The 26,485-nt window shown below is 63.8% G+C and carries 19 protein-coding genes; 6 read left to right on the plus strand and 13 right to left on the minus strand.

What is annotated here, in order from left to right:
• Positions 1–4 precede the first annotated feature (4 nt).
• From fliF to AAC645_RS03320, 3 genes are read right to left on the minus strand one after another with little or no spacing between them, the layout of a single operon-like run.
• On the minus strand, positions 5–1,741 hold the full coding sequence (gene fliF / locus AAC645_RS03310) for a flagellar basal-body MS-ring/collar protein FliF (RefSeq protein WP_340313818.1): 1,737 nt from the start codon (positions 1,739–1,741) through the stop codon (positions 5–7).
• Between the two features lie 3 nt (positions 1,742–1,744).
• The gene (gene fliE, locus AAC645_RS03315) at positions 1,745–2,110 is read right to left on the minus strand and encodes a flagellar hook-basal body complex protein FliE (RefSeq protein ID WP_340313820.1); all 366 of its coding nucleotides are present in this window, start codon (positions 2,108–2,110) and stop codon (positions 1,745–1,747) included.
• An 11-nt stretch (positions 2,111–2,121) separates the two neighbouring features.
• The gene (locus tag AAC645_RS03320) at positions 2,122–3,396 is read right to left on the minus strand and encodes a sigma-54 interaction domain-containing protein (protein WP_340313822.1); all 1,275 of its coding nucleotides are present in this window, start codon (positions 3,394–3,396) and stop codon (positions 2,122–2,124) included.
• Positions 3,397–3,860: 464 nt separating this feature from the next.
• Here AAC645_RS03320 and AAC645_RS03325 point away from each other — a divergent pair, with 464 nt between their 5' ends.
• The 3 genes from AAC645_RS03325 to AAC645_RS03335 all read left to right on the plus strand — a co-directional run bounded on the left by AAC645_RS03325 (position 3,861) and on the right by AAC645_RS03335 (position 6,916).
• Positions 3,861–4,685 (plus strand): flagellin N-terminal helical domain-containing protein, encoded by an 825-nt coding sequence (locus tag AAC645_RS03325; protein ID WP_340313824.1) that lies wholly within the window; start codon positions 3,861–3,863, stop codon positions 4,683–4,685.
• 528 nt (positions 4,686–5,213) lie between these two features.
• A complete protein-coding gene (locus tag AAC645_RS03330) occupies positions 5,214–6,038 on the plus strand; it encodes a flagellin N-terminal helical domain-containing protein (RefSeq protein ID WP_340313826.1) in 825 nt (274 codons plus the stop codon).
• A gap of 110 nt (positions 6,039–6,148) precedes the next feature.
• The gene (locus AAC645_RS03335) at positions 6,149–6,916 is read left to right on the plus strand and encodes a hypothetical protein (protein WP_340313828.1); all 768 of its coding nucleotides are present in this window, start codon (positions 6,149–6,151) and stop codon (positions 6,914–6,916) included.
• A gap of 34 nt (positions 6,917–6,950) precedes the next feature.
• On the opposite strand, the gene AAC645_RS03340 is transcribed toward AAC645_RS03335, so the two are convergent.
• The 5 genes from AAC645_RS03340 to AAC645_RS03360 form a co-directional block, all read right to left on the minus strand.
• Positions 6,951–7,250 carry a PspC domain-containing protein gene (locus AAC645_RS03340; protein ID WP_340313830.1) on the minus strand — a complete coding sequence of 100 codons (300 nt, stop codon included), beginning with the start codon at positions 7,248–7,250 and terminating at the stop codon, positions 6,951–6,953.
• Positions 7,251–7,408: 158 nt separating this feature from the next.
• Entirely contained in the window at positions 7,409–8,137 is a 729-nt protein-coding gene (locus AAC645_RS03345) for a sigma-70 family RNA polymerase sigma factor (RefSeq protein ID WP_340314150.1), read from the minus strand.
• On the minus strand, positions 8,130–8,987 hold the full coding sequence (locus AAC645_RS03350) for a MinD/ParA family ATP-binding protein (RefSeq protein ID WP_340313832.1): 858 nt from the start codon (positions 8,985–8,987) through the stop codon (positions 8,130–8,132). Before AAC645_RS03350 ends, AAC645_RS03345 begins: the two co-directional genes overlap by 8 nt.
• Positions 8,984–11,131 (minus strand): flagellar biosynthesis protein FlhA, encoded by a 2,148-nt coding sequence (flhA, locus tag AAC645_RS03355; protein WP_340313834.1) that lies wholly within the window; start codon positions 11,129–11,131, stop codon positions 8,984–8,986. Before flhA ends, AAC645_RS03350 begins: the two co-directional genes overlap by 4 nt.
• A gap of 249 nt (positions 11,132–11,380) precedes the next feature.
• Positions 11,381–11,878, minus strand: coding sequence for a hypothetical protein (locus AAC645_RS03360; RefSeq protein ID WP_340313835.1), 498 nt, complete (start codon positions 11,876–11,878; stop codon positions 11,381–11,383).
• Positions 11,879–12,091: 213 nt separating this feature from the next.
• Here AAC645_RS03360 and AAC645_RS03365 point away from each other — a divergent pair, with 213 nt between their 5' ends.
• From AAC645_RS03365 to AAC645_RS03375, 3 genes are all read left to right on the plus strand, one after another.
• Positions 12,092–12,430 carry a hypothetical protein gene (locus AAC645_RS03365; RefSeq protein ID WP_340313836.1) on the plus strand — a complete coding sequence of 113 codons (339 nt, stop codon included), beginning with the start codon at positions 12,092–12,094 and terminating at the stop codon, positions 12,428–12,430.
• A 609-nt stretch (positions 12,431–13,039) separates the two neighbouring features.
• Positions 13,040–19,135 carry a hypothetical protein gene (locus tag AAC645_RS03370; RefSeq protein WP_340313837.1) on the plus strand — a complete coding sequence of 2,032 codons (6,096 nt, stop codon included), beginning with the start codon at positions 13,040–13,042 and terminating at the stop codon, positions 19,133–19,135.
• Positions 19,053–23,966: a beta strand repeat-containing protein gene (locus tag AAC645_RS03375; protein WP_340313838.1), complete on the plus strand. Its 4,914-nt coding sequence runs from the start codon at positions 19,053–19,055 to the stop codon at positions 23,964–23,966. The genes AAC645_RS03370 and AAC645_RS03375 overlap by 83 nt, the downstream gene beginning before the upstream one ends.
• A gap of 13 nt (positions 23,967–23,979) precedes the next feature.
• Here the strand turns inward: AAC645_RS03375 and AAC645_RS03380 are convergent, their stop codons facing one another.
• From AAC645_RS03380 to AAC645_RS03400, 5 genes are all read right to left on the minus strand, one after another.
• Positions 23,980–24,294: a hypothetical protein gene (locus tag AAC645_RS03380; RefSeq protein ID WP_340313839.1), complete on the minus strand. Its 315-nt coding sequence runs from the start codon at positions 24,292–24,294 to the stop codon at positions 23,980–23,982.
• Entirely contained in the window at positions 24,291–24,566 is a 276-nt protein-coding gene (gene flgM, locus AAC645_RS03385) for a flagellar biosynthesis anti-sigma factor FlgM (RefSeq protein ID WP_340313840.1), read from the minus strand. The genes AAC645_RS03380 and flgM overlap by 4 nt, the downstream gene beginning before the upstream one ends.
• 70 nt (positions 24,567–24,636) lie before the next feature.
• Positions 24,637–25,188, minus strand: coding sequence for a flagella basal body P-ring formation protein FlgA (locus AAC645_RS03390; RefSeq protein WP_340313842.1), 552 nt, complete (start codon positions 25,186–25,188; stop codon positions 24,637–24,639).
• A gap of 91 nt (positions 25,189–25,279) precedes the next feature.
• Entirely contained in the window at positions 25,280–25,771 is a 492-nt protein-coding gene (locus AAC645_RS03395) for a flagellar motor protein MotB (protein WP_340313844.1), read from the minus strand.
• Positions 25,771–26,454, minus strand: coding sequence for a motility protein A (locus tag AAC645_RS03400; protein ID WP_340313846.1), 684 nt, complete (start codon positions 26,452–26,454; stop codon positions 25,771–25,773). The genes AAC645_RS03395 and AAC645_RS03400 overlap by 1 nt, the downstream gene beginning before the upstream one ends.
• Positions 26,455–26,485 lie beyond the last annotated feature (31 nt).

The following is a 26,485-nucleotide window of genomic DNA, read 5'->3' on the forward strand; positions in this document are numbered from 1 at the left end:
ATGGTTATTCGGCTCCGGGCATGTCGGCGCGGATAAGGTCGCGCACCACCAGGGCGGCGCGGTCCGGATCCTGGCGTACGAAGTTGCGGATCAGCTCGGCGCGATTGGCATAGCCTGGCGTCGCCTGGATCATGTCGAGGGTCACCGGTTTGTTGGGATCATGCAGCGCCTGCTGGGCGAGTGCCGAGGCGATCTCGTTGCGGACGGCCGGGCTGGTGCCCTCCGGGATGCGGCCGCCCGAGCTGATCATCGCCTGCATTGCCGTCTTCCGCTCTTCGGCGAAGGCGGCGCGGCGCCTAAGCATCGGCTTGGCGACGCCGAAGACGAGCAGCGCGACGACGAGCAGCGCAGACAGGTTGCGTGCCAGGGTGGAGACCCATGGGGCCTCCCACCAGTTGGACTTGACCTCGGCATCCTGCGCCACCGCAAAGCTGCGGGCGGAGAGGGCGACGACATCGCCGCGCGCCTGATCGGCACCGATCGCACCGCGCACCAGCGATTCGATCGAGGCGAGCTCGGCGCGGCTGAACTTGCGGCCGCCTTCACGCAGGGCGACGGCGACCGAGAGGCGCTTCACCTGGCCGATCGGATTGTGGGTGACCGAGACCTCGCGGCCAAGTTCATAGGTGCGGTTATACTGTTCGGAGGTCTTGCCGGCTTCCGCGGCGGCGGTGGTGCCGGCGGTGGCGTTCATGGTCTGCTGCGGTGCCGCGGCCACCTGGCTCGCGGAAGGGGGCTGGTTCGACAGGGCGCCGGGAATGCCGGAGGCTTCGCCGCCATTCTTGTCGCCGGTCCAGCCGCCCTGTTCGGAGCGGACCACGGCGGTGTCCTTCGGATAGCTCTCGCGCGTCGCCTGGGTTTCGGTGAAGTCGACATCGGCATGAACTTCGGCGGTGAAGTTGCCGGGGCCGACGATTGGCGTCAGAATCTTGTTGAGGGCGTCGAGATAGCGCTGCTCGATCTTGCTCTGGATGTCGACCTGCCGGTTGGAGGCCTCGCTCATCGGGTCATTGCCCGACGCCGACAGCAGTCGGCCGGCCTGGTCGACGACCGACACGCCATCGGGCGCCAGGTTCGGTACCGACGAGGCCACGAGATGGACGATCGCCTGGACCTGCGAGTCCGACAGCGCACGGCCCGCGCGCAGGCGCAGCATCACCGATGCCTGGGGCTTGGCCTCGTCGCGCAGGAAGACGCTGGGCTGATCGGCCGCAATGTGAATCTTGGCGGTTTCGACCGCATCGATTGCTTCGATCGTGCGGGCGAGATCCATCTCGCGCGCGGTGCGCAGCTTCTCGCCTTCGACGGCGCGGCTCGCGCCGAGCGGAAGCGAGGATATCATCGCGTCGCCATCGGGCGCCGATTTCGGCAGGCCCTGCTGCGCGAGCAGCATCTTGGCCTGGTAGAAGCTGGTCTCCGACACGGTCAGCGATCCGGTATCGCGATCCACCTGATAGGGAATGTTCGCGGCCTTCAGCGCGTCGGCGACAGCGGCCTTGTCGGCATCGCCCATGCCGGCGAACAGGTCGCGCTGCGGCGCGCCCGACATCGTCGACCATAGCAGGGCGGCGACGCCGAGCAGCGCGATCAGGCCGATCATCGGCAGGCTGCGCTGGATCGCCGGCTGGGCGGTGAAATCCTTTACCCGCTCGAGGATCGCCGATGTGCCGACGCCGCCCGCACCCGTCGGGGCGGACAGCATAGGAGCGTTCGGGGCGGGGGAGGTGATGATGTCAGCCATCGATTATACCGGCATGCTCATGATGTCCTTATAGGCGGACAGGAGTTTGTTGCGGACCTGCAGGGTGGCCTGGAAGCCGACATTGGCCTGCTCGCGCTGGAGCATCACGGCCGCGATGTCGGTGGTTTCGCCACGCTCATAGCTTTCGCTGATCGCGCCGGCCTTGGCCTGCTGGTTGTTAACCTCGCCCAGCGCGCCGCGCAGGGTGGATGCGAAGCCGCCATCGGGCGCGCCGGTCGTGGTGCCTACCGAGGCGACTCCGTCGACCGGATTGGGTGCGGGGGCGGCGGCCGCCTTCTGCAGGGCCGAATTCTGCTGCAGGATGGCATTGCGCATGGCCATCAGGTTGCTGGTGTTGATGGTGGTCATCTAAACCTCCCTCAAGCTACGGCGCGCATATCGGCGATGCGATAGCGCAGCGTGCGTTCGGAGATGCCGAGCCGCTGGGCGGCGCGGAGACGGTGGCCACCGGTGGCTGCGAGCGCTTCCTCGATCGCTTGTGCCTGGCTCAGGCGGCGCGCGTCGGCCAGGCGAACGGGCGCCTGGAGCGGCGTGGACGCTATCGGCGCGGCTTCGACCGATGCCATGCGGTAGGCGGGCGCGTTCGGCGCGGGATCGATCATCAGGTCGGCGGCCTCGATCCGGCTACCGTCGCGCATCAGCATTGCGCGCTGCAGAACATTTTCGAGCTCGCGGACATTGCCGGGCCAGCCATGCGTCATCAGCCGGTCCAGGGCATTGGCGGTCGGCCAGGCGAGATCCTCATGGTCGGGGGTGTGACGCAGCAGCAGCGCGGCGGAGATTGCGCGGATATCCTGACGGCGCTGGCCGAGCGGCTTCAGCGTCATCGGCATCACGTTGAGCCGCCAGTAGAGATCGGCGCGGAACCGGCCGGCCTCGACTTCGGCGGCGAGATCGCGGTTGCCGGCGGCGATGATGCGAACGTCGATCGCGATCGGCGCGGTGGCGCCGACGGGAAGGACTTCGCGCTCCTGCAGCGCACGGAGCAGCTTGGCCTGCAGCGGTAGCGGCAGCTCGGAGATTTCGTCCAGCAGCAGTGTGCCGCCCTCGGCAGCGCGGAACAGGCCCTCGCCCGATCCGGTCGCGCCGGTGAAGGCACCCTTCTGATGGCCGAACAACATGGCTTCGAGCATGGTTTCGGGAAGCGCGGCGCAATTGACCGCAACGAAGGGCTTGTCGCTGCGCGCGGAGACTGCGTGAACGAAGCGGGCGACGCCCTCCTTGCCGGTGCCGGTTTCGCCCAGCAGCAGCATGGTGGCATCGCTGCGCGCGACGCGGGCCGCCAGCGCAAGAAAGCGGGTGCTCTCGGGTTCGCCACAGGCCGGCATTATGCGCGGGCGGATCAGCTCGGCGATCAGCGCATGGCCGAACGCCATGTCCTCGAAGCCGAAGACGACCGTCGTGGGACGGCCGACCTTGGCGCGGCGCAACACCGGCTGGCCATCCGCGAAGTCGATCAGAATATCATGCTGGCGTGCGAGGCCGATCTCGGTGACGTGGAGGATGCGCTGGGCATCACGGGCGGGCGCGGTGGAGGGGTCGATCTGTGCGGTTTCGATGCCCGCGCCGCCCAGCCACGCGACCAGCGTGGGGTGGGAACCTTGCGCCTTCTCGCTGATACCGATCGTCGTCATGGCCGTCCTCGCGGATCCGACGTGCCAGCCACGCCAATTCCTTGCCGGACATCCTTACCGGCGAATTAACTACGAAAGTCTTAATAGACCGCGCGCCGCGCCTGCCCGTGACGGCACGCCCGTGCGCGTGCGCGCGAGGGGCAGCAGAAACACTCTGAAAAACGGGCGTTTCAAACGAGCGGCAAGAGGCCGCTCATCCTTTGGTCGAAGGCGGCAAAAACTTGCCGGGCAGGGGAGCCTCGGATGAGACCGGCACGGTCAGCCAACGGCCAAACACAGCTTAAAGCGGAAACATCAAAAATAATATCTCTTTGATTACAATATCTTGACAGAAAAATCGGGAAAAAATCGATCGTAGTGAATTTTCCTGGTTAAAGCCGGGGTAAGCACGGCCGTTAATGGGATCGAGGCGAGAACGGCCAGCACCGGATCATCGCCCCTTAACAGGACAAGGACTGATCCACATGACCGTCATCAACACCAACATCTCTTCGCTCCGCGCCCAGAATGCAGGTCGCCTCGCCAATCAGATGCAGGCCTCCGCGATGGAACGCCTCTCGAGCGGCAAGCGCATCAATTCGGCCAAGGACGACGCCGCCGGCCTCGCCATCGCCTCTTCGATGACCGCATCGGTCCGGGGCATGTCGGTCGCCATCCGCAACGCCAATGACGGCATCTCGCTGTCGCAGACTGCGGAAGGCGCGCTCGGCGAAGCCAGCAACATGCTGCAGCGTATCCGCGAACTGGCCGTCCAGGCGGCCAACGGCACCTACCAGTCGACCGACCGGGACAACCTCCAGACCGAAGTTGCTGCGCTCCAGTCGCAGATCTCCGATGTCGTCACCAAGACCAAGTTCAATGGCAACACGCTGTTCTCAGCGACCTCGGTGGCGACCAGCTTCGCCATCCAGACCGGCATCAATTCGGGCGACACGACGGCCATCACCGTCGGCGGTCTCGACAAGGTCGCTGCAGCTTACGCCAGCACCATCAAGGTCGACACCACGGCCAATGCCGGCCTCGCGCTGACCGCTTCGGATCTGGCTCTAACCCAGGTCGCCAACGTCCGGGCCAATCTCGGCGCCAACCAGAACCGCCTCGAAGCGACGGTCAACGTGCTGACCGCCAACATCAACAACCTCTCGGAAGCACGTTCGCGGATCGAGGATGCCGACTTCTCGCTGGAATCGAGCAACCTCGCCAAGTCGCAGATCCTGGCCCAAGCCTCGACGGCAATGCTGGCCCAGGCCAATCAGAGCCAGCAGAACGTGCTCAGCCTCCTCAAATAAGAGCTTCTTCCCCCCAAGTTGCTGGCCGAGACGGCCCCCGGTGCATCCGCATCGGGGGCTGTTTCCGTTTAGGAGGCCAGGCGTAGCTCCTATCACGCAACCGCCGGCACCTCCGGCGGAGGCCCAGTTTGTGCGCTATCCTCCGTGGTCATTACCGCGGAGGCGGGAATCCACTTGGCGGCGTGGTCGACACTCTGCTGGTCGGTTTGTGCTTTCCGGTGGATTCCCGCCTCCGCGGTAATGACGGCAGAGGACGATGCTAGAGCCGCCGACTCCGCCAGGATGACGGTAAATGACGACACTTAACCGTCACCGTTTCCGGATGCAGTACGACCAGAACGCCTCGCGAAATACGCAGTTCTGTACCCCCGCGCGTAAGCACCACGCCCGTCCATCTAAATTAAATTATGGTTAATGGCGCTTAACCATCTTTCTTCCTTAAGCATAGTTTCGGGGGGTCGTTAACCGGATCGTGGCGAGAACGGCGGAGTTGGCCGGCACGCCGAGTAACAGCGGAAGGATTCACTCATGTCTGTCATCAACACCAATATTTCCTCGCTACGTTCACAGAATGCCGGCCGGCTCGCCGGCCAGATGCAGGCGACTGCCATGGAGCGCCTGTCGAGCGGCAAGCGCATCAACAGCGCCAAGGACGACGCAGCCGGCCTCGCCATCGCCTCTTCGATGACCGCTTCGGTCCGCGGCATGTCGGTCGCGATCCGCAATGCGAACGACGGCATCTCGCTGGCGCAGACCGCCGAAGGCGCGCTGGGCGAAGTCACCAACATGCTGCAGCGCGTCCGCGAACTGGCTGTGCAGGCCTCGAACGGCACCTACCAGTCGAGCGATCGTGACAACCTTCAGACGGAAGTCGCGGCGCTGCAGTCGCAGATCAGCGATGTTGTCACCAAGACCAAGTTCAACGGTAACACATTGTTCGGCGCTACCTCCGTGGCGACCAGCTTCTCGATCCAGACTGGCATCAATTCGGGTGACACGACCTCGATCTCGGTCGGCGGTCTCGACAAGGTTGCTGCGGCCTATGCCAGCACGATCAAGGTTGATACCACGACAAACGCGGGTACCGCGATCACCGCATTCGACGCCGCTGTGACCCAGGTCAACACGGTCCGTGCCGGTCTCGGTGCTACCCAGAGCCGCCTCGACGCCGCCGTCAACGTGCTGACCGCGAACGTCAACAACCTGTCCGAGGCCCGCTCGCGGATCGAGGACGCGGACTTCTCGGTGGAATCGACGTCGCTCGCCAAGTCCCAGATCCTGGCACAGGCTTCGACGGCGATGCTCGCCCAGGCGAACCAGAGCCAGCAGAATGTGCTGAGCCTGCTCCGCTAAACGATAGCTGGCCTCCTCAGGCGGCCGTCTCTCGGGCCCCCGGCGCTTAGTTTCCCCGCGCCGGGGGCCTTTTTCTTGAAGTGCCCCTAGCGGTCGACAGGACAAGTTCGATGGATACGATCTCGGTTTCGGACAGCGGCAGCGGTTTCGACGCAGCGCTCAAGGCTCTCGAAGATCTCGAAACCAGCGTCGTCCAGACGCGCGATGATCCGCCCGCCGCTAATGTCGGGGGCATCGGGCCCATCGATTTCTCCGCACCGGACGAGGAGAGTGCGCCCGTCGGGATCATGTCGATCCAGATCGACGACTTCGATGACCTCGACGCGCTCGTGGCGGGCGCGATAGATCAGCCTGCCGTCCAACCACTGGCGATGCAGCCCGTTCCTACGCCACCTGCTGATATTATTGCGCCCGCACCAGTCGCTGTCCCTGAGGTCGTGCAGCCGGCTTCGGCACCGAGGTCGCCGAGCAGGATGAGCCAGATCGCCATCGGCGTCGGTCTTATATCCAGTCTGGTCTCGGGCGCCGGCCTGATCGTCGCGGAGCGTACGATCATGTCCGCGCAGCTCGTGGTCGCCGATGCGCGCGAGCGGCAGCAGCAGCTCGCGACAGCTAATGCGCTGATCCACGACTTGCGGCTGGTCCGTGATCGGCAGATCGAACTGCTACAGGCACAGCGCGCGCAGCTTGCCAATGCACCGGTCAGCAGCGAGGAGCTCAAGCACCGCATGGAAGTTCTCCAAGCGGGCCTGGTCGAGCATGATCCGATGAACACGGTATTGAAGGCGATCCAGAGCGGGCATGCCGATACCAACGCTCGCTTCAACGAGTTTGGCATGAAGATGGCGCGCGTCGAAGCGGCGCTCGACGGGCGGTAGACTCCTACCTCTCGCGCAGGCCCGCGAGAGGCTTTTAAGCCGCTTCGGCCAAGACGCTCGCGCCCTGGTCGTTGTCGGTCCGCCCTGCTTTCGCGGGCACGGTCGGTTGGGCCTCCACATTCGCCACCTGGGCCGGGTAGATCCAGCGGGAGATTGCAACGAGCAGGCCAGCGCCGACATACACGGCCACCGTGGCGAGTGGGCTCAGGAGCAGACCGAGGCTTAGCGCCACCCTGACATAATTGGAGGGAAAGCCGAAGTCCTGGCCGATCGCCTCGCAAACGCCGAAGAAGGTGTCGTGCCGGGCAAAGAGCGACGGTTGAGAGCGTTGCATCGAACCTGTTCCTTCGTGGAGCGGACCGCGTCCGCTGGATGCGAGCGCTGTTGCACGAGCCATGCCAAAGCTGTCTGATCCGGGATTTCCGCTGTCTTGACTGGAGTGCTGCCTTGCAGCGATGGCTGTTGGGCGGGGATCGCGCCAAAGATTGGGCTTTAGCGCCAGTCTTTCAACGACGCGCGCAGCTTGTCGAGCGCTACCTTCTTGATCTGACAGACTCGCGCTGCGCCGATGTTCAGCGTCTGGCCGATTTCTTCGAGATTCATCTCCTCGACGAAATAGAGCTGGAGCACCATCGCCTCGCGCTCGGGCAGTTCCGCGATATGCTCGCCGAGCGCCGCAGCCAATTCCTCGCGCTCGATCCCCTGGTCGGCGCGCTCCTCAACGTCGGCGAACCAGATCGACTGGTCCGAATACACCTCGTCGAGTGATTCCTGGTAGGTGGCCGCCGTTTCATCGACCAGTGCGCGGAAAGCGGCGCCGTCGAGGCCCATCGCCTGGGCCAGTTCAGAATCGCTTGGGCTGCGGCCGTAGCGCTTCTCGAAATCGGACTTCGCCTTGAGCATTTCCCGGCGCTTGCCCATCGCCGATCGGCTCATCGAGGCGTGGCGGCGCAGATGATCGATCATCGCTCCGCGCACCCGCAGCGAGGCATAGGTGGAAAAGGCGTGCCCGCGATCCTCATAGCCATTGGCGGCTTCGACCAGCGCGATCATGCCGATCTGGATCAGGTCCTCGATGTCGATCGCCGAGGAGACCCGGCCATGGACGTGCCAGGCAATCTTGCGGACAAGCTGCATATGGCTGCGCACCAGATCCTCCGGCCGCGGTTTCTGCGGCTTGCGGCCATAGGTGTGCAGCGTGGAGTTGCGGGTTTCAGCCAGCACGGGCAACCGCCTCCATACCGAAGAAGCAGTCGCCGCCAGCCTGGGCGCGGATGTCGAGCGCGTCGATGGTGCGGGCGAGGTGGCTCAGCGCCTGTGCCGCACGGGCGCTGGGATATTGATCGACGACGAGGCGCCGGCGCGCGACCGCGGTCAGCACGCGTTCGTCGCGAGGAATGCCGCCCAGATAGCTTAGCGTGGTATCTGCAAGAAACCGGCCCGACACTTCGCGGAAGCGTCGGAACAGCTCGCGGCCCATCGCTTCGTCGCTGATCCGGTTGGTCACGATCGCAATGTCGCGAATACCATGGTCGAGCGCGAGCAGCTTCACCGTGCCATAGGCATCCATGAAGCGATCGGCGTCGGGCGCGAGCACCACCACCGGCAGGTCGGCCGACGCCACCATGTCGAGCGTGTCGGGATCGGCGCTGCCGGGCGTATCGACGATGACATAGTCGAGCGAGCGGCGGTGCGGGCGGAAAGCATCGGCCAGCTTGAGCCGCGCGGCAAGGTCGACGCGGCCGGCGGCATCGGCCGGTCCCGCGGGCACGACGAACAATGCCTCGGGCCCATCTACCACGATCTGATCGATCGTCAGCCGTCCGCCGATCACGTCGTTGATCGATTCCGCCGGGTCGAAGCCCATCATCCGCGTCGCATCGCCGGGGCCGGGATCGCAATCCACCAGCATGGCGCGGCGGTGCATCGTCGACAGCGACAGCGCCAGATTGGCGGCGATCGTCGTCTTGCCGACGCCGCTGCGGCCGCAGGCAATGCTGATGACGCGGGCGCTGCGCTGCCGGGCCGGCGAGGTCAACGGATTGGTCACGTCGATGCGGTCGCGGATCATGCTGCGGTCTCCATCTGTCGCGCGCCCAGGGCGCCGGCAGTGCCGTTAGGGGATGGGCCACCACCGACCACCGCCGCGACTTCGACGGCTTTCCCATCGGGGATCTCGAGGAAGGACATGACGGGCGTTTCCGGCAAATGGGGTTTGAGGAGGCGTGCCAGTGCGCGCCGCGCAATCGGCGACGTTACGATGGCAAAGCGGGTCGCGCTGTTCACCATCGGCGCGGAAGCCTCGGCGATCGCAGATACGATCCGGTTGGCGAGCGCCGGCTCGAACGGGTGTGCCGCGCCGGGCGACGTCCGCACCGCCTGCGCGAGCAGCGATTCGAGGCCGGCATCGAGCGTCACCACCGGCAGCGGCAGTTTCACAGGAACCAGCGTCTGGACGATCAGCGCGCCGATCCGCGAGCGGATATTCTCGACCAGAGCGGGGGCGTCGTTCGACTGTGCGGCGGCATCGACCATGGATTCGGCGATGCGGCGGAAATCCTTGAGCGGGACGCCTTCGGCGAGCAGCGCGCGGCAGGCCGCGGCAATCTGGGCGAGGCTGAGCGGGGAGGGGGTCAGGCCGCCAACCAGCTGGGGCGCCGATTCCTTGAGTGCGTCGAGCAGGCGCTGCGCCTCGTCCATGCCGAACAGGTCGGCGGCGGCGGCGGCAATGATCTGGTTGAGATGCGTCGCGACCACCGTGGCGGGGTCGACGACGGTATAGCCCGCGACGATCGCGTCGCCGCGCTTCTCGGGGGTGATCCATACGGCTTCGAGGCCGAAGCTGGGATCGCGGCAGACGCGGCCGTCGACCGTGCCTTCGAGATCGCCGCTGTCAAGCGCGAGCAGCTGTTCGGGAAATGCCTCGTCCTCGCCCATGATCACGCCGGCGACGGTGATGCGATAGGCGTTGGGCGGCAGGCTCAGATTGTCGCGAACCCGTACCAGCGGTACGACGAAGCCGAGTTCGCGCGAGAGCTGGCGGCGGATACCGGTGATCCGCGCCATGAGCGGTGCGCCCTTGCGCTCGTCGACCAGGCCGACGAGGCCATAGCCGAGCTCGAGGCCGAGGGCGGCACCATCGGATATGTCGTTCCAGTCGATGCTGTTGGGTGAAACCGGGGCGGGCGCGGCTGCGGCTTCCGCGGCGGCAACCTCGAGGGCAGTCTCGACCCGCTTCGACGTGCTCATCTTCCAGGCGGCGAAACCCGCCACGCCGGCGGCGGACAGGATGATGAAATGCGGCATGCCCGGCACGATGCCGAGTAGCGCGAGGATGCCGGAAACCGGCGCCCAGGCGCGGGCCGAGCCGAACTGGCTGGTGATCTGGCCCGCCAGGTCGAGTGGCGAGGAAACGCGGGTGACGATCGCGGCGGCCGCGATCGACAGCAGCAGCGCCGGTACCTGTGCGACCAGTGCGTCGCCGATGGCGAGGATGATGTAGGTCGAGGCGGCTTCGCTCAGTGACAGGCCGTGGCTCATGACGCCGAGGATGAGGCCGCCCAGTATGTTGATCACCAGGATAAGGACGCCGGCGACGGCATCGCCCTTCACGAACTTCGAGGCGCCATCCATCGAGCCGTAGAAATCGGCCTCGGTAGCGACTTCCTGGCGGCGCAGCTTGGCCTCTTCCGGGGTGAGCAGACCAGCGTTCAGGTCGGCGTCGATCGCCATCTGCTTGCCGGGCATCGCGTCGAGGGTGAAGCGCGCGGAAACTTCGGAGACCCGGCCCGCACCCTTGGTGATCACCACCAGGTTGATCACCATCAGGATGCCGAACACGAACAGGCCGACGGCGTAGTCGCCGCCGATCAGGAAGTTGCCGAAGCTCTCGATGACATGGCCAGCCGCGGCTGGTCCCTGATGTCCGTCGACCAGCACCACGCGGGTCGAAGCGACGTTCAGCGCGAGGCGGAACAAGGTGGCGAACAGCAGCACGGTCGGGAAGGATGAGAAGTCGAGCGGCTTGGCGGCATTGAGCGCCACCATCAGCACCGCGAGGCTGATCATGATGTTGGCGATGAAGCCCATGTCGAGCACGAACGCAGGGACCGGGATCACCATCAGGCCGACCAGCATCAGCGTCGCCATCGGCAGGATCGCGCTGCGGCCGGTCGCGGCCCACAATTTCCGGCTCATCGACACCGGCGCCGCCATGACTCAGGCCTCCTGGCGCGCGGGGCGCCGAAAGTTCCGGAAACTGGCGGAAACTGATGCTCTGGGCATGTCGTCCTCGATCGCCTTGGCGTGGTTGCAAAGCGAGGAGTGCGCCAGATCTGGTTAATTTTGGGTTAGAGGCGGTTAAGCACGGCGATTAAGGATAAAAGTTTAGGGGCCACAGGCTCCCCACCATCTGTACCTTCAGGAGAGGTAGGGAGACGGTGCCCGCTCCGGTGGTGCTCCACCTCAGTCGCGGCGGCCGCGGCGGTTCTCGCGGTGGAACGATTGCCGGTCCTGACGCATCTCCTGTGGGAACGACTGCCGGTCAGCTCGCCGGTCCTGTCGGAATTGCTGACGGGTCATATCGCCCCGTGCCAGCGCCTCGCGACCTTCCCGCCGGTCCTGCCAGAAAGCGCGGTTGTCTCCGCGTCGGTCCTGGCGAAAGCCCTGCCAGTTCTCGCGAAGCTCGCGCCGATCACCGCGATCGGCTCCTCGGAACGTCCGCTGGCGATCCTGCCAGTAGCGCCGGTGGTCGTCATTCCAGCGGTGGCGATGGCCGCCCCGGTCGTAGATATAATAGCCGGTGCCGGGGTAATAATAGTCGTCATACCAGCCATAATAGGCCGGGTAGCTGGCACCATAGCCCACCGACATTCCGCCATAGCTGTAGCCGTCATCGTAGCAGGCGGTGAGGCTGAGCGACGCGGCAAGGGCGAGGACGGTGGTACGCAAAGACACGGACATCGAAACTCTCCGCGAAACAGGGCTTCGAGCTGGTGTCGCCCGATGAATCTGTCTCGACCTGACGCATCGTTAACGTTTGCGCCTGGGTGAGGTTCCTGATGGCAGACATTGACGGTTGAGAAGCTGAGCTCCGAAGTCGGAGATGCTGATATGGTAATGCTGACCGCACAGCGATAGGTGGGCAGCGCAAGTTCAGGCAATTCAGGCAGACCCATGGCCCGCAAGCATTCGAAATATGATCCCTATGGAGACTCGCATCGCGAGGAGGAGGCTCCAGCGGTGGTGGTACATTGCTGGCTCTGTGGCCGGCCCACTGGGAAGACTATCGTCTGGCACCATCCGGTGCCGAAGAGCCGGGGCGGGCGCGACGTTGTGCCCATGCACTCCATTTGCCAGCAGACGCTGATCACGAATTTCACGAATTCCGAACTGCAACGCCATGGGATGGATGTGGAGGCCCTGCGGTCTGATCCAAACATACGCAAATTTGTCGATTGGGTGGCAAACAAGGCCCCAGATTTCACGGCGACCATCGCTAAGAAGCACCGCTGACCAAATCGCGCCTTGGTTTCTGCACCTGTAGGTCGGCCATCCAGAGGGCGAGAAAAAAGGGAGGCAGCGCGACAAAACCCAAATATGGAATGGGTTCGCAACTGCTGCCTCAAGCACGTTGCTATGTCGCGGAAGGGAAGATTCCGATCCGCCGTCGACCATTGGCGGAAGCGGACCTCCGGTTTCATTTCGCCTGAAGCAACCGCGGCCGGAAGAGTGTCAGCCTACTGGTAGGACAGCCGGATCAGCATCCGCCGCACCTTCCCGTAATCCGGGCTCGGTCGCTACACGAATATCGTATCGCCGAAGTAACATATAGGGACAGCTATGGAGCTAGTTTCCGTGGCACGAACGTTAATATTCAATTAATAGTCCGCAGGGGCGGAAAATCCTGTCGAACCGTTGATTTTTGAGTTTTCGCGAAAATACGCGGATTTTCGATCGCGGTTTCTCGACGGTGCGATTCGTGCCGCGAGATATTTGGGGGTTATGCATGAGTAGCGCAATGCGCGGCGGAGCGTGCGGTTCATCCAGCGACAGAGTCGGCATCTAGATATCATCATGTCTGGCGCGGGAGCGCGCCCTATACGGTTGGCGGGGGATTAAGCGATGACTATCTATGTCTTTGAGAACATGACGCAGGCGCAAGCCAATGGTGTGCAGTCAAACGACCTCATTGTCTTCGCCAACCAATCCATCAATGCCGCCAATCTGAGGATTGCCACGGGCGCCACCACGACATCGCTTACCGCCAACGGCAAGTCGCTGTTCTTTAACAGCGCAACCCTGCAGACTGTCGTCAACGCCGATAATGTTGTCTTCAACGATAACTCCGACCTGAACGTCACGCTCTCGCCCGGCTTCGTCTATCCCCCCAATATCGAGGGCACGCCCGGCGCAGACAGCATCGTTGGAACCGGCAACGACGACGTGATCTTGGGCCGAGGTGGAAACGACACGATCTCGGCCGGCGACGGCAACGACACCATCGTCCTCGACACAGCGATCACCGGCGGCACCTTCACCGGCGGTAACGGCATCGATACTCTCGAAGTTCATTCGATCAGCGGCGCGGGCAACAGCCTTTTCGGCCCGACCACCTCCTATGGCGGCTTCGGCCTCAATGGCATTGAGCAGGTCGACTTCCAGTCCGATGCCGGAACCGCCGTCAGCGTGATCGCGACGCAGCATTTCGTCAACGGCGCCACCACCCTCAATTTCGCCGTGCCGACCATCCTCGACGGCGGCGCCGGTTATGATAATTTCCTGACGGTAGCCGTGAACGGCATGGGTTCGGATCTCAATATTTCCGTCCCGACCTATAGCGTGACCAACTGGACCAGTCCGACACGGGCCTATTTGCCGGGCGACTCGGTCGGACTGATCGGCGCCGGCAATTTCAACTATGTGCTGAGCGCCACCGAGACCAATGCCGCGAACGGGCTGCGCCAGTTGCTGATCGGATCGGGCGGCAACGACACCCTCAACGGGTCGTCGGGGATGGACCAGCTCTCCTCCGGCGGCGGCGTCGACCAACTTCACGGCAATGGCGGCAACGATTCTCTGTTCATAGGCAACACGATCCTCAACGGTGTCGAGAGCACTTTGACCGGGGCCGGCACGCTCTTCGATGGCGGTAATGGCACCGACTTCCTGTCGGTCGGCGGCAATGTGAACTTTCAGGGTACGGTCCAGTCGATCGAAGGCATTTATCTTCAACCGGCATACACCAATAGCGCTCCGGGTGCCCTCAGCCAGGCGGCGGCCCAGCTCACCATCGGCAGCGCCACCATCGGCGGGATGGGCCCGAACCTCGAGCTCGACGGCACCGGCAACATCATCGTCACCCTGCAGCCTGGCGACAGTTTCAATGGCGCGAATTATGTCTTCGACGCGGGTTCGGACATCCGGTTCACCATCAACGGCAGCACCGGCGGCGACAGCATATCCGCGACCATAAACAACGACCTGATTACCGGCGGCGATGGTAATGATTATATCAACGGCGATGACGGCAACGACACGCTGATCGGCGGCAACGGCAACGACACGATCATCGGGGAAGATGGCAATAACCTGATCACGGGCGGCGCCGGCAATGACGTCTTCGTGTTGGAAGGCGAAGGCGGCAGCAACATCATTACCGACTTCACCGTCGGTCAGGACAAGATCGATCTTTCAGATACCAATGTCGACAGCTTCGCGGCACTCCAGCCCCATCTGTCGTCGAGCGGCGGTGATGCGATCATCGCGGGTGACGACACGAGCTACACCCTGCAGGGCGTGGCGCTCGCAAGCCTCGATGCCAGCAGCTTCATCTTCGCGACACCGAAGAATATCACCGGCACGGAAAATCCCGACATCCTTGAGGGTGGCGCCCTCAACGACAGCATCAGCGGGCTCGGCGGCGGCGACAATATCTTCGGCGAGGAAGGCGATGACACGCTGAGCGGCGGCAACGGCGACGATTTCATCAGCGGCGGCGACGGCAATGACCTGATCGACGGTGGCGCCGGCAACGACCAGATTGGCTATGTGGATGCCGAATCCGGCGTTTCGGTCGACCTACGCATCACCACACAGCAGAACACCGGCGGCGGCGGGCTGGACACGATCACCACTGTCGAAGGCGTCGGCGGATCGGATTATGCCGACACGCTCACCGGGACGACAGGCAACAACACGCTCATCGGCAATGACGGCGACGACGTGCTCTACGGCAAGGGCGGCACCGACGGCCTGATCGGCGGGGCGGGCAACGACATCATCGTGCTCGATATCCAGCAGACGAACGGCTTCTACGATGGCGGCGCCGGCTATGACACGCTCGAACTGCACAACATCGCGGGTGCCACCGCGGGCGGCAATGGGATTATCGGCTCGTCCTACAATACGCCTCCGCTGCTGAATATCGAAGCGATCGATTTCCAGTCGACCGCCGGGACCAGCATATCGATGGCGCTCACCTATCATTTCGTGAACGCCGGGACCGGCGTCACCAACGCCATTCCGGGGGCGCTGCACGGCGGCAATGGCATCGATTCGCTGGTCCTGTTGGCCCAAGGCGGCATGGGGACGGACACGAATCTCGTGCTGCCGACCTTCACCTTTTCCAACTGGACGACCGCGTCGAAACCTTATGTGCCGACGGCAAGCGACGTGATCATCCTGAATGCACAGGGGAATTCCAATTACACGCTGACCGCGTCGGAGGCCAACGCCGCCAGCGGCGTTATCCAGGTGCTGAGCGGCAACGGCGGAAACGACACGCTCAACGGTTCGTCGGGTACCGACCGGCTGAACGGCAGCACCGGCACGAACGTGCTGCACGGCAATGGCGGCAACGACGTCCTGCAGATCGGCAACACCATCACCAACGGCGCAGAAACGAGCTTCACCGGTATCGGCAGCCTGTTCGATGGCGGCAGTGGCACCGATTTCCTGTCGGTCGGCGGCACGGTCAATTTCCAGGGAACGCTCCAGTCGGTCGAGGGCATCTACCTCGCGCCCGCCGTTCCGCTCCCTGCCGGCGCCAACGCTGCCACCACGGCCTATCAGGGGCCGGCCGCACTGACGATTTCGGGCGCCACGATCTCCGCACTGCCCGTTAATCTCCAACTCGATGGCGTCGGCACTGTCACCGTCAATTTAGCGGCTGGTCAGACGTTCGATGGTTCTGCCTATAGCTTTGCGCCCGGCTCGAATGTGAATTTCGTCGTCAACGGCTCGGGAGCCAATGACAATATCACCGGGACATCGGGCGCAGATGTTCTCGGTGGCGTCTATACGGTCTTCCCACAAGCCGTCTCGTTGGACGGGGCCGGTGGTGTCGATACCGTTTATCTCGATCTGTCGGCCACCGGCCTCTCCTGGTACAGCATCGGCGATAATCCCAGCGGTATCTCCAGCCTTATGGGTGGGAGTTCGAAGATCACCCTCTCGAACTTCGAAGCGATCAACTTCAAGGGAAATGCCAATGGATCGGTAGTGGTCGGGGGTGCCTATAGCGACATACTGGTCGGTCTCGATGATGCAGATGTCTTCAACGGCCGCGCTGGCGATGACAGCATATTCGGCGCTGGCGGCAACGACTATCTGGCAGGTGGTGGGGGAAGAGATACGATCGACGGCGGGGCTGGCTTCGATACGGCCTATCTGGACTTTTCCGATCGCTCAGCCTCGGTGATCCTCATCAATGGCGGCGTGAGCGGAGTCACTTACGGAGCGACCGTCGGGGGCGTTGCTGATGCTTCGATCACCAACGTTGAGGACGTCAACATCGTCGGCGGCAGCGGGGATGATCTGCTAGGCGGCGCCTACGGCACTTCTCCATTGTCATCCTCCGGGAACAGACCCGCGATCGAACTAGATGGGGGCGGTGGTGTCGATACCGTTTATCTCGATCTGTCGGCCACCGGGAACACTTGGTTCAGTAGCAGCGACAATCCCAATGGCATTTCGAGCCTGACGTCAGGCGGCGATAGGTTCAACCTCTCGAACTTCGAAGCGACCATCTTCAAGGGAAATGCCAGCGGATCGGTCGTGGCGGGGGGCGCATATAATGACACGTTGATTGGCCTGGGCGGCAACGATTTTTTCAACGGCCGCGCCGGCAATGACAGCATCTCGGGCGGCGCAGGCAACGATACGCTAGACGGCGGCGCGGGTGTCGATCAGCTTTATGGTTCCGATGGCGACGACGTCCTGATCCAGACCGGCGCGTTCCCCTTGTCCGAAACCTTCGACGGCGGCAACGGCACCGATACGCTGCGTGTGTCTTCGAGCGAGGCGATCAGCGGATCGCTGCTTGGCTCGTTTTTTGTCGGCAGCACACTCAATTCAATCGAACGGCTCGAGTTCAATTCGGTTGCGGGTACGGATTTTGGCGTCTTAATCGCAAGGAGTCAGCTCGGCAGCGGCCTTGCCAATAACGCCGAACTGGTGGGGGGCGATGGTCATGACCTGCTGGTCGTGCTGACCCCGACCGTCGCCGGCACCTACCAGTTGCCCTCCTTCACGCTGACCAACTGGACGACGACGTCGGATGCGGCGACGAGCGATATCGTCCTCCTGAACGGCTCGGCCAACCAGAACGGCACCGCGCCCAATTACACGCTGGTGGCGGCGACGACGCATGCCGGGATTCAAGGCCTGGCGGGCAATGTCGGCAACGACGTGCTGATCGGCGGCGATAATAATGAAGTCCTGAACGGCAACGCGGGCAACGACACGCTCGATGCCGGCGACGGCAACGACACGATGGCCGGTGGCGCGGGCACTGACGTCTTCGTTGTCGATGGCGACGGCATCAAGATCATCACCGATTTCACGGTTGGCGCGGACAAGATCGATCTGTCGGCGACGAGCGTCGACAGCTTCGCGGCGCTGCAGCCCTATCTGTCGGACGTCGGCGGGAACGCGGTGATTGGTACGACCGACGACGGCGAGGTGATCAGCTATACGCTGCAGGGCGTCGCGAAGGCGAGCCTGACCGCGAACGACTTCATCTTCGCGACGCCGAGGTTCCTGACCGGCACCGAAAATGCCGATTACCTCGACGGTGGAGAGCTCGGCGACAGCCTGAGCGGTCTGGGCGGCAACGACACGCTGGAAGCCGGCGGTGGCAACGACACGCTCGATGGCGGCGCGGGCAACGACAATCTCTTCGGCGACGAGGGCAATGACACGCTTGATGGCGGCGCCGGCGCGGACGTGCTCCATGGCGGGGAAGGTGACGATATATTGACCGTCGCCAACGCGCCGGCCAATGGCGAGGTCTTCGACGGCGGCTTGGGTATCGATACGCTGCAGATTAGTGCTTCGGCGGGCGCACACAGCACTGCTCCGGCGGGCGGCATCGACTCGGTTGGGCTGTTCGGCGTAAGTTTGTCGTCGATCGAAAAAGTGCAATTCCAATCCGATGCGGGCTCGAGGCTGATCGCCACGGCCCTCACCTCCCAGGTCGGCGCCGGGATATCGAGCACGGCCACGTTGCAAGGCGGCGAAGGGGACGATTCGCTTCTCCTTCTTGCCGTGGCGCCCGGCAGCTACACCGTCTCGGCCTTTATGCGGGACGCGAGCTGGAACAGTTCCGATGATGTCTTCAATCCCGGTGATACGGTGGGATTGGTGGTGGCCGCGCCCGGTAACTACACGCTCAATGCTGCGGCCGATCATGACGGTGTCGAGGTGCTGCTCGGCGGCCTCGGCAACGATACGCTCAACGGCAGCAGTGGCAGCGAGATACTGAACGGCGGCGGCGGGGCCAACACGATCCATGCCGGCGGCGGCAACGATCTGCTCACCATCGCGAACGTCACCCCCTCCGGCGGCAGCCCGACCAATTTCACCTTCGCGAACAACCTGCTCGATGGCGGCAACGGCTTCGATTATCTGTCGGTCGGCGGCAATGTGACCTTCCAGGGCCAGCTTCAGTCGATCGAGGGCATCGATCTTCAGGCGGCCTTTACCGCCACTGGCCCCAACACGTCGAGCCAGACGGATTCCGATCTGGATATCAGCAGCACGACGCTCAACGGGCTTGGGCCGAACCTGACCGTCCGCGGCGAGGGTGAGATCTCGGTCAACGTCCAGGCTGGCGACAGCTTCGACGGATCCGGATATGTGTTCGCGGAAGGCCGACGTCGGTTTCGAGATCGAGGGCTCGAATGCTGCCGACAACATCACCGGCACGTCGAGCTATGACGAGATCTCCGGCGGCAATGGCAATGACACGCTCGCCGGCGGCGGGGGCAACGACACCATCGACGGCGGCGACGGCACCGACACGCTGCGGATCGTCGCGTCGGCGGGCCTCCACAGCACTGGCTCGGCCGGCGGCATCGACTCCGTCGGGCTGTACGGCACGTCCTTGTCGTCGATCGAACAGCTCCAATTCGATTCCGATGCCGGCTCTAGGCTGGTCGCCGCGGCCTTCACCTCCCAGGTCGGCGCCGGGATATCGAGCACGGCCGTGTTGCAGGGCGGCGAAGGGGACGATACGCTCCTCCTTCTTGCCGTGGCACCCGGCACCTACACCCTCTCGCCTTTCGTGCGCGACGCGAGCTGGAACAGCTCCGATGATGTCTTCAATCCCGGCGATACGGTGGGATTGATCGCGGTCGCGCCCGGCAACTACACGCTCAACGCTTCGGCGGGTCATGAGGGTGTCGAGGCGCTGCTCGGCGGCGTCGGCAACGACACGCTCAACGGCAGCAGTGGCAGCGAGATACTGGACGGCGGCGGCGGGGCTAACACCATCCATGCCGGGGGCGGCAACGACCTGCTCAACATAGCGAACATCACACCCTTCGGCGGCAGCCCAACCAATTTCACCTTCGCGAACAACCTGCTCGATGGCGGCAACGGCTTCGATTATCTGTCGGTCGGCGGCAATGTGAGCTTCCAGGGCCAGCTTCAGTCGATCGAGGGCATCGATCTTCAGGCGGCTTTTACCGCCACCAGCTCCAACACGTCGAGCCAGACGGATGCCGATCTGGACATCAGCAGCACGATCATCAACGGCCTGGGTCCGAACCTGGCGATCCGCGGCGTCGGCGAGATCTCGGTCAATGTCGCGGATGGCGACAGCTTTAACGGGTCCGGTTATGTGTTCGATGACGACGCCGATGTCGGCTTCGAAATCGAGGGCGGGAACGGCAACGACATCATCACCGGTACATCGAGCTATGACGAGATTTCCGGCGGCAACGGCAATGACACGCTCGCGGGCGGCGGAGGTAACGACAGCCTCGATGGCGGCGCCGGCGCGGACCGGATGTCAGGCGGCAATGGCGACGACAGCTACGAAGTGAGCACTGCAAGCGACGTGATCGTCGAAGCCGCCAACCAAGGCGCCGACAGCGCCTTCTCGACGGTCAGCTATACACTCGCCGCCAATGTCGAGAATCTGACACTGCTCGGCACCGGCGACATCGACGCCACCGGCAACGGCTCCGCCAACGACCTTATCGGCAACAGCGGCAAGAACGTGCTGACCGGCAATGGCGGCGATGACTATCTCGAGGGCGGTGCCGGCAACGACACGCTGAACGGCGGCACCGGAGCAGACTATATGGTCGGCGGCACCGGCAATGACAGCTACACTGTCGACAATCTTGGAGATCAGGTGATCGAGCAGGCCGGCGAAGGTCGCGATATGGTCAACAGCTCTATCTCCGTCACGCTGAGCGACAATGTCGAGAATCTGACGCTGACGGGAAGTAGCGGGCTCAGCGGAACCGGCAATGCGCTTGCCAATGTCATCACCGGCAACAGCGGCGCGAATGCATTGTTCGGCGAGGAGGGCAACGACACGTTCGATGGTGGATCGGGCGACGATCACATCGAGGGAGGAGCGGGAGATGACTCGATCGATGGCGGAACCGGCGCGGATGTGATGCTGGGCGGAGCCGGCGACGACAGCTATGTCGTCGGCAATCCAAGCGACACGGTGATTGAAGAATATGGCGAGGGCATCGACACAGTCAGCGCCTCGGTCAGCTACGGCCTCGGCGACAATGTCGAGAATCTGACGCTGACCGGCACCAATGCGATCAACGGCACGGGCAACGAACTGGACAATGTCGTCACCGGAAACGGCGCGGCCAATGTGCTGGCGGGCGGCGAAGGCTCCGATGCGCTCGCCGGTGGAGCGGGCAACGATACGCTCGATGGCGGTGCGGGCGGCGACACGCTCGACGGCGGCAGCGGCTCGGATCTGATGACCGGAGGCGAAGGCGGTGACACCTATATCGTCACCAGCGCCGGCGACGTCGTTCAGGAAGATGGTGACTGCGGTTGCATCGACGAGGTCGACGCCTCGATCAGCTACACGCTCGGTGCGAATGTCGAGGACCTCGTCCTCACCGGCACGGTCAACATCAACGGCACCGGCAATGAGCTCAACAATTTTCTGATCGGCAACAGCGGCGCCAACTCGCTGTCGGGCCAGGACGGCTATGACTATCTGTACGGCGACGCGGGCAACGACACGCTCAGCGGCGGCGAGGGCGACGACGCGCTCGAGGGCGGCGCCGGCAACGATCGTTTGGTCGGCGGTAACGGCAACGATATCTATCTCGGCGTCGGCTCGGGCGACGTCATCGTCGAGGACGTGGATGGCGGCAGCGACACGGTCTACTCGACGATCAGCCAGACACTGGGCGCCAACGTCGAAAATCTGCTTCTGGCCACTTCGAATGCGGTGAACGGCACCGGCAATGGCCTCGACAACCAGATTGTCGGCGGCAGCGGCGCCAACAGCCTGAGCGGCCTCGGCGGCAACGATGTGCTGTTCGGCGACAGCGGCAACGACACGCTGTCCGGTGGCGATGGCGATGATCTGCTCGACGGCGGTAACGGATCGGACCGAATGAGCGGCGGTAACGGAGATGATATTTATATCGTCGACAGCACCGGCGATACAGTCACCGAAGCCACCAGCCAGGGCACCGACACGGTCGTCTCGTCGATAAGCCAGACGCTGGGTAGCAATGTCGAGAATCTCACGCTGACCGGTGGAGATGATGTGCGCGGCACCGGTAACACGCTCGACAATCACATCGTCGGCAATGAAGGCAGCAACCTGCTCGAAGGCGGCTCCGGCAATGATGTCATCGATGGCGGCAACGGCAACGACATCATCGACGGCGGTACGGGAGCCGACCAGATGAGCGGCGGTCAGGGCGACGACTCCTATCTGGTCGGCAATCCGTCGGATATCGTCGTCGAGAATGCCGACGAGGGCACGGACAGCGTCAGCTCGACGATCAGCTATACGCTGACCGCCAATGTCGAGAACCTGACCCTGACGGGTACCGGCGCGAACAACGGGACCGGCAATGGCGGAGACAATGTCATCACCGGCAACGACGCCGCGAACGCGCTGTCCGGCGATGACGGCGCCGACACGCTCAGCGGCGGGAACGGTAACGATACGCTGACCGGCGGGGCCGGCAATGATGCGCTGATCGGTGGAAGCGGATCGGATCGCATGAGCGGCGGCACCGGCGACGACAGCTATTCGGTGACCAGCACCGGCGACGTCGTCATCGAGGCGGCGAATGAGGGCACCGATACGGTGAGTTCCTCGATCAGCTATACGCTGACCGCCAATGTCGAAAATCTGACCCTGACCGGCACCGGCGCAATCAACGCGACGGGCAATGTGCTCGACAACCACATCACCGGCAACGAGGGCAGCAACCTGCTCAGCGGCGGCAACGGCAACGATGTGCTCGACGGCGGGAACGGCAACGATACGCTCGACGGCGGATCGGGCAGCGATCAGATGACCGGCGGCCAGGGCGACGACTCCTATGTCGTCGGCAGCTCGGCCGATACCGTGATCGAGCAGGACGGCGGGGGCACCGACAGCGTCACGTCGACCGCCAGCTACACGCTGTCCGACCATGTCGAGAACCTGACGCTGACCGGTACCACCGCGATCAACGGCACCGGCAATGGCGATGCCAATTCGCTCAGCGGCAATGATGGCGCCAATGTCCTGACCGGCCTCGACGGCGACGACAGCTTGTCGGGCGGCAACGGCAACGACACGCTCGATGGAGGCTCGGGCAATGACTCGCTGACCGGCGGCGCCGGATCGGATCGCATGGTCGGCGGCGACGGCGACGATGTCTATTCGGTCACCAGCACCGGCGACACCGTCGTCGAAGCGGCGGATCAGGGCACCGATACGGTGCGGTCTTCGATCAGTCTGACGCTGGGCAGCAATGTCGAGAATCTGACGCTCACGGGTACCAGCGCGATCGACGGCACGGGCAATAGCGCCGCCAATGTGCTGACCGGCAACGACGGCAACAACCTGCTCGATGGCGGTAGCGGCAATGACACGCTCTCCGGTGGCAACGGCAACGATACGCTCGATGGCGGCGCCGGCGCCGACCAGATGAGCGGCGGGCAGGGCAATGATTCCTATGTCGTCACCAATTCGACGGACGTCGTCGTCGAACAGGCGGGGGAAGGTACCGACAGCGTCAGCGCGTCGATCAGCTACACGTTGACCGACAATGTCGACAATCTGGTCCTGACCGGGACGAACGCGATCAATGGCAGCGGTAATGGCGATGCCAATGCGATCACCGGCAACGGCGGGGCCAACGTCTTGGTTGGTGCGGGTGGCGCGGACTCGCTATCGGGCGGCGCAGGCAATGACACCCTGGACGGCGGCGCGGGCAGCGACGTGCTGACGGGCGGATCGAGCAAGGATGTGTTCGTCTTCTCGACCGCGCTCGGTGCCGACAATGTCGACAGCATTACCGACTTCAACAGCGTCTCGGACATGATCCGGTTGTACCAGACGGTGTTCCAGGGCCTGTCGCTCGGCACCTTGGCGGCGAACCAGTTCAACGTCGGCACCGAAGCCGCGAGCAGCGATCATCGGATCATCTACGACGCGGGCAGCGGTTCGCTCTACTTCGATGCCGATGGCAATGGTGGAGGCGCGGCATCGCAGTTCGCGACGCTGACCAACCTGGCCAGCATATCGTGGTCGAACTTTCTGGTGGTTTGACGAGGAGGGGCGGTTAACGCTGTCGTCCATAGGTCGCAGGCGTGCAGTCGAACCTTCCGGTCGCAACGGCCAGCATGTCGATCCGCTGCTGGGTTCGGTCGCTGAGATAGCGCACCCGCGCCCGTGCGGCGTCGGCGAGTTTGAGCGCCTCCGCCAGGCGCGGCGAAAGCGCCGCCGGTCGAGGCCCGCCGCAGAGGGCCTTCAGCGCCTCGACGGTTTCGCCGAACAGCGGCATCACCGCTTCGAGGGCGTCCACGTCATGGCTGTCCAGCGCGGTTATCAAGGCCTCGCTCGACAGGATCAGGCGTTCGACGGCGGCTTCGCTCACATGGTCTCCTGGGGGAGGTCGAGCGCGATCATCTTGGCGGCGATGGCCTTGGCGTCGATCGGATATTTCCCGGCCGCGATAGCTTCGCGGATCGCGCGGATCTTGTCGGCGTCGATCGGCGGACCGGCTTCGGTCAACGCCGCCACCAGCGACGGCGTCGCAGCCGCGCCTGTCGCTGCCGGGGCAGACTCGGTTGCCGCTGGCGCCGCAATCTTGTCGTCCTTGACCTGACCGATGCGGATCGGGCTGGTCGGACCTACCCCATTGATCATTGCCGGTCCCTTCAAATCTGGCCTGTCGTTCACGTTTCACCTCTGCCGCTAATAACGACAGGTTTAGAAACTATTTAAATCCGAGGAGGCGAACCCGGCCGACATCGATCACCTCGGCGAAAACTGTAGAACCTTTCGAAGTGGTTGCGACGCGAATTCGATTGCCGATATTGGCATCTTCCATCGCCGTTGCATCGACGCTGATCGAATAGGACGATCCTTGCGCAATAAGCTGTACGGGATCGCCCTTGCGTATATCCGCACTTCCGAACGCGCCTGCACGATCCCCTGCGGCACCGCCGTTCGCTGCCGACAGGTTCTGCCGCATCAGCGGTACTCGCAAGCGCCAGCCAGCCGTGGTGCAACGCACGGTGACCGCGCCGGCCGTCGGCGGATCGACCTGGATGCCGATCGGGCAGGCGGCGAGTCGCATGCGCCGGTCGATTGGCACCATCGGTCCACCCGGCTGGCCGACATCGGCGCCGAGCGTGGTCACGACGATCTGTTCGAGCTGGTTGAGGTCCTGCGCCGGCGGGAGTGCCGATTGCGCATAGGAAGGCGCCGCCGCCAGCAGGGCGGGGACGATGAGCGCGATGCGGTTGATGACGGGGCTTCGGATCATGTCGCGATCTATACCCGGCAATCAGCAAACAAATGGTTAACGGCGCGGTGACGCTGTTTCCGGGCATTTTGCGGAGCGACGGTCCGGCAGGCTAGCGGCTCGCGGCCGGAATCTGTTGCACGGAGATGCGCTGGCCGCCCGTGGCGGGATCGCTCGCGCGCATCGGCGGTATGGCGATCTCGATCATCGCATCGGGTAGGCCGCCCGTTCTGATGGCGCGGGCGACTGCGGTCGCGCGCGCCGCCGACAGTTCCCAGCTGTCGAGTCGCGCCGATTGACCCTCGCGGCCTTGGCTGGAGACAATGACGCGATTTTTCGCCTTGGCGGCCAAGGCGCCGACTGCGGCGAGCCGCGCGGACTCGTTCGGCTTCAAGATCGCTTCGCCTGCCTCGAAGATACTCGCCGCAACCAGCCCCTGCACCGCCGCTCCGGCCGCATCGCCGCTGCCGCCAAACGCTCCGCGCATACCGGCGGCGAGCTTCAGTCGATCGTTGACCTGCGCCTGCATCATCACAAAGAAGGCGAGCAGCAGCAGGGTGAGATCGGCGAAGCTTAGAATCCAGCGCTGGGAAATCGGCCGCATCACGGCACCGTCCGCAATCTGGGCCTGACCGCATGGGGCAGCGTGTCGAGTTCCTGGCGTGCAAGCAACTCGAGCTGTTTGCACGCGGCGTTCTGCCAGGCCAGCTCGGTTTCGGACAGGCTCTCCAGCCGACCGGCGATAGGGGCTGCGATGCCGGAAGACAGGATTACGCCATAAAGGGTGGTGAGCATGGCCACGGCCATGCCCGGCCCGATCTTGGATGGGTCGTCCATGTTGGCGAACATCTGCACGAGCCCGACGATCGTGCCGATCATGCCCATTGCCGGCGCTGTTTCGGCAACCGATCGCCACACGCCAGCGACGGCCTGGTGACGCACGCGTCGAGCTTCGATCTCATCATCGGCCCAACGGGCGAATTCGCTGGAGGTTCGTGCATCCGAAAGCTCCCGAGCGGCGCGCAGCAGAAAGCGTTGGGCGGTCTCGACCCGATCGACGCAACTGATGCTGCGGACTTCCGCCAGTTCCCGGATGCGGCTGACGGACACGCGGGCGGCGGCGGCATCTGCGGCCGGGTCCGCCTTGCCGAGCAGCCCGAGCGCCCCGAGGGCGTGTCCGATATCGGCCCGGGTCGAGCGGAACAGGGTGGTGAGCGCGGTTCCTCCGAACACGATGCCGATGGCGGCCGGGTCGACATAGCGGGCAATTTCTTCGAGCAGGAACATCGTTTCCCCAATGCCCATAATTGGTCAAGGC

The organism is Rhizorhabdus argentea, assembly GCF_037861105.1.
Lineage (GTDB): Bacteria > Pseudomonadota > Alphaproteobacteria > Sphingomonadales > Sphingomonadaceae > Rhizorhabdus > Rhizorhabdus argentea.

What these genes read in the sequence shown, in the direction of transcription:
- flhA (WP_340313834.1), bottom strand. Translation starts at nt 11,131, where the DNA reads ATGGCGGCGCCGGTGTCGATGAGCCGGAAATTGTGGGCCGCGACCGGC.
- AAC645_RS03395 (WP_340313844.1), bottom strand. Translation starts at nt 25,771, where the DNA reads ATGCGGCCGATTTCCCAGCGCTGGATTCTAAGCTTCGCCGATCTCACC.
- AAC645_RS03350 (WP_340313832.1), bottom strand. Translation starts at nt 8,987, where the DNA reads ATGATCCGCGACCGCATCGACGTGACCAATCCGTTGACCTCGCCGGCC.
- AAC645_RS03325 (WP_340313824.1), top strand. Translation starts at nt 3,861, where the DNA reads ATGACCGTCATCAACACCAACATCTCTTCGCTCCGCGCCCAGAATGCA.
- fliE (WP_340313820.1), bottom strand. Translation starts at nt 2,110, where the DNA reads ATGACCACCATCAACACCAGCAACCTGATGGCCATGCGCAATGCCATC.
- AAC645_RS03320 (WP_340313822.1), bottom strand. Translation starts at nt 3,396, where the DNA reads ATGACGACGATCGGTATCAGCGAGAAGGCGCAAGGTTCCCACCCCACG.
- flgM (WP_340313840.1), bottom strand. Translation starts at nt 24,566, where the DNA reads ATGATCAATGGGGTAGGTCCGACCAGCCCGATCCGCATCGGTCAGGTC.
- AAC645_RS03330 (WP_340313826.1), top strand. Translation starts at nt 5,214, where the DNA reads ATGTCTGTCATCAACACCAATATTTCCTCGCTACGTTCACAGAATGCC.
- AAC645_RS03335 (WP_340313828.1), top strand. Translation starts at nt 6,149, where the DNA reads ATGGATACGATCTCGGTTTCGGACAGCGGCAGCGGTTTCGACGCAGCG.
- AAC645_RS03400 (WP_340313846.1), bottom strand. Translation starts at nt 26,454, where the DNA reads ATGTTCCTGCTCGAAGAAATTGCCCGCTATGTCGACCCGGCCGCCATC.
- AAC645_RS03390 (WP_340313842.1), bottom strand. Translation starts at nt 25,188, where the DNA reads ATGATCCGAAGCCCCGTCATCAACCGCATCGCGCTCATCGTCCCCGCC.
- AAC645_RS03365 (WP_340313836.1), top strand. Translation starts at nt 12,092, where the DNA reads ATGGCCCGCAAGCATTCGAAATATGATCCCTATGGAGACTCGCATCGC.
- fliF (WP_340313818.1), bottom strand. Translation starts at nt 1,741, where the DNA reads ATGGCTGACATCATCACCTCCCCCGCCCCGAACGCTCCTATGCTGTCC.
- AAC645_RS03360 (WP_340313835.1), bottom strand. Translation starts at nt 11,878, where the DNA reads ATGTCCGTGTCTTTGCGTACCACCGTCCTCGCCCTTGCCGCGTCGCTC.
- AAC645_RS03370 (WP_340313837.1), top strand. Translation starts at nt 13,040, where the DNA reads ATGACTATCTATGTCTTTGAGAACATGACGCAGGCGCAAGCCAATGGT.
- AAC645_RS03375 (WP_340313838.1), top strand. Translation starts at nt 19,053, where the DNA reads ATGTGTTCGCGGAAGGCCGACGTCGGTTTCGAGATCGAGGGCTCGAAT.
- AAC645_RS03340 (WP_340313830.1), bottom strand. Translation starts at nt 7,250, where the DNA reads ATGCAACGCTCTCAACCGTCGCTCTTTGCCCGGCACGACACCTTCTTC.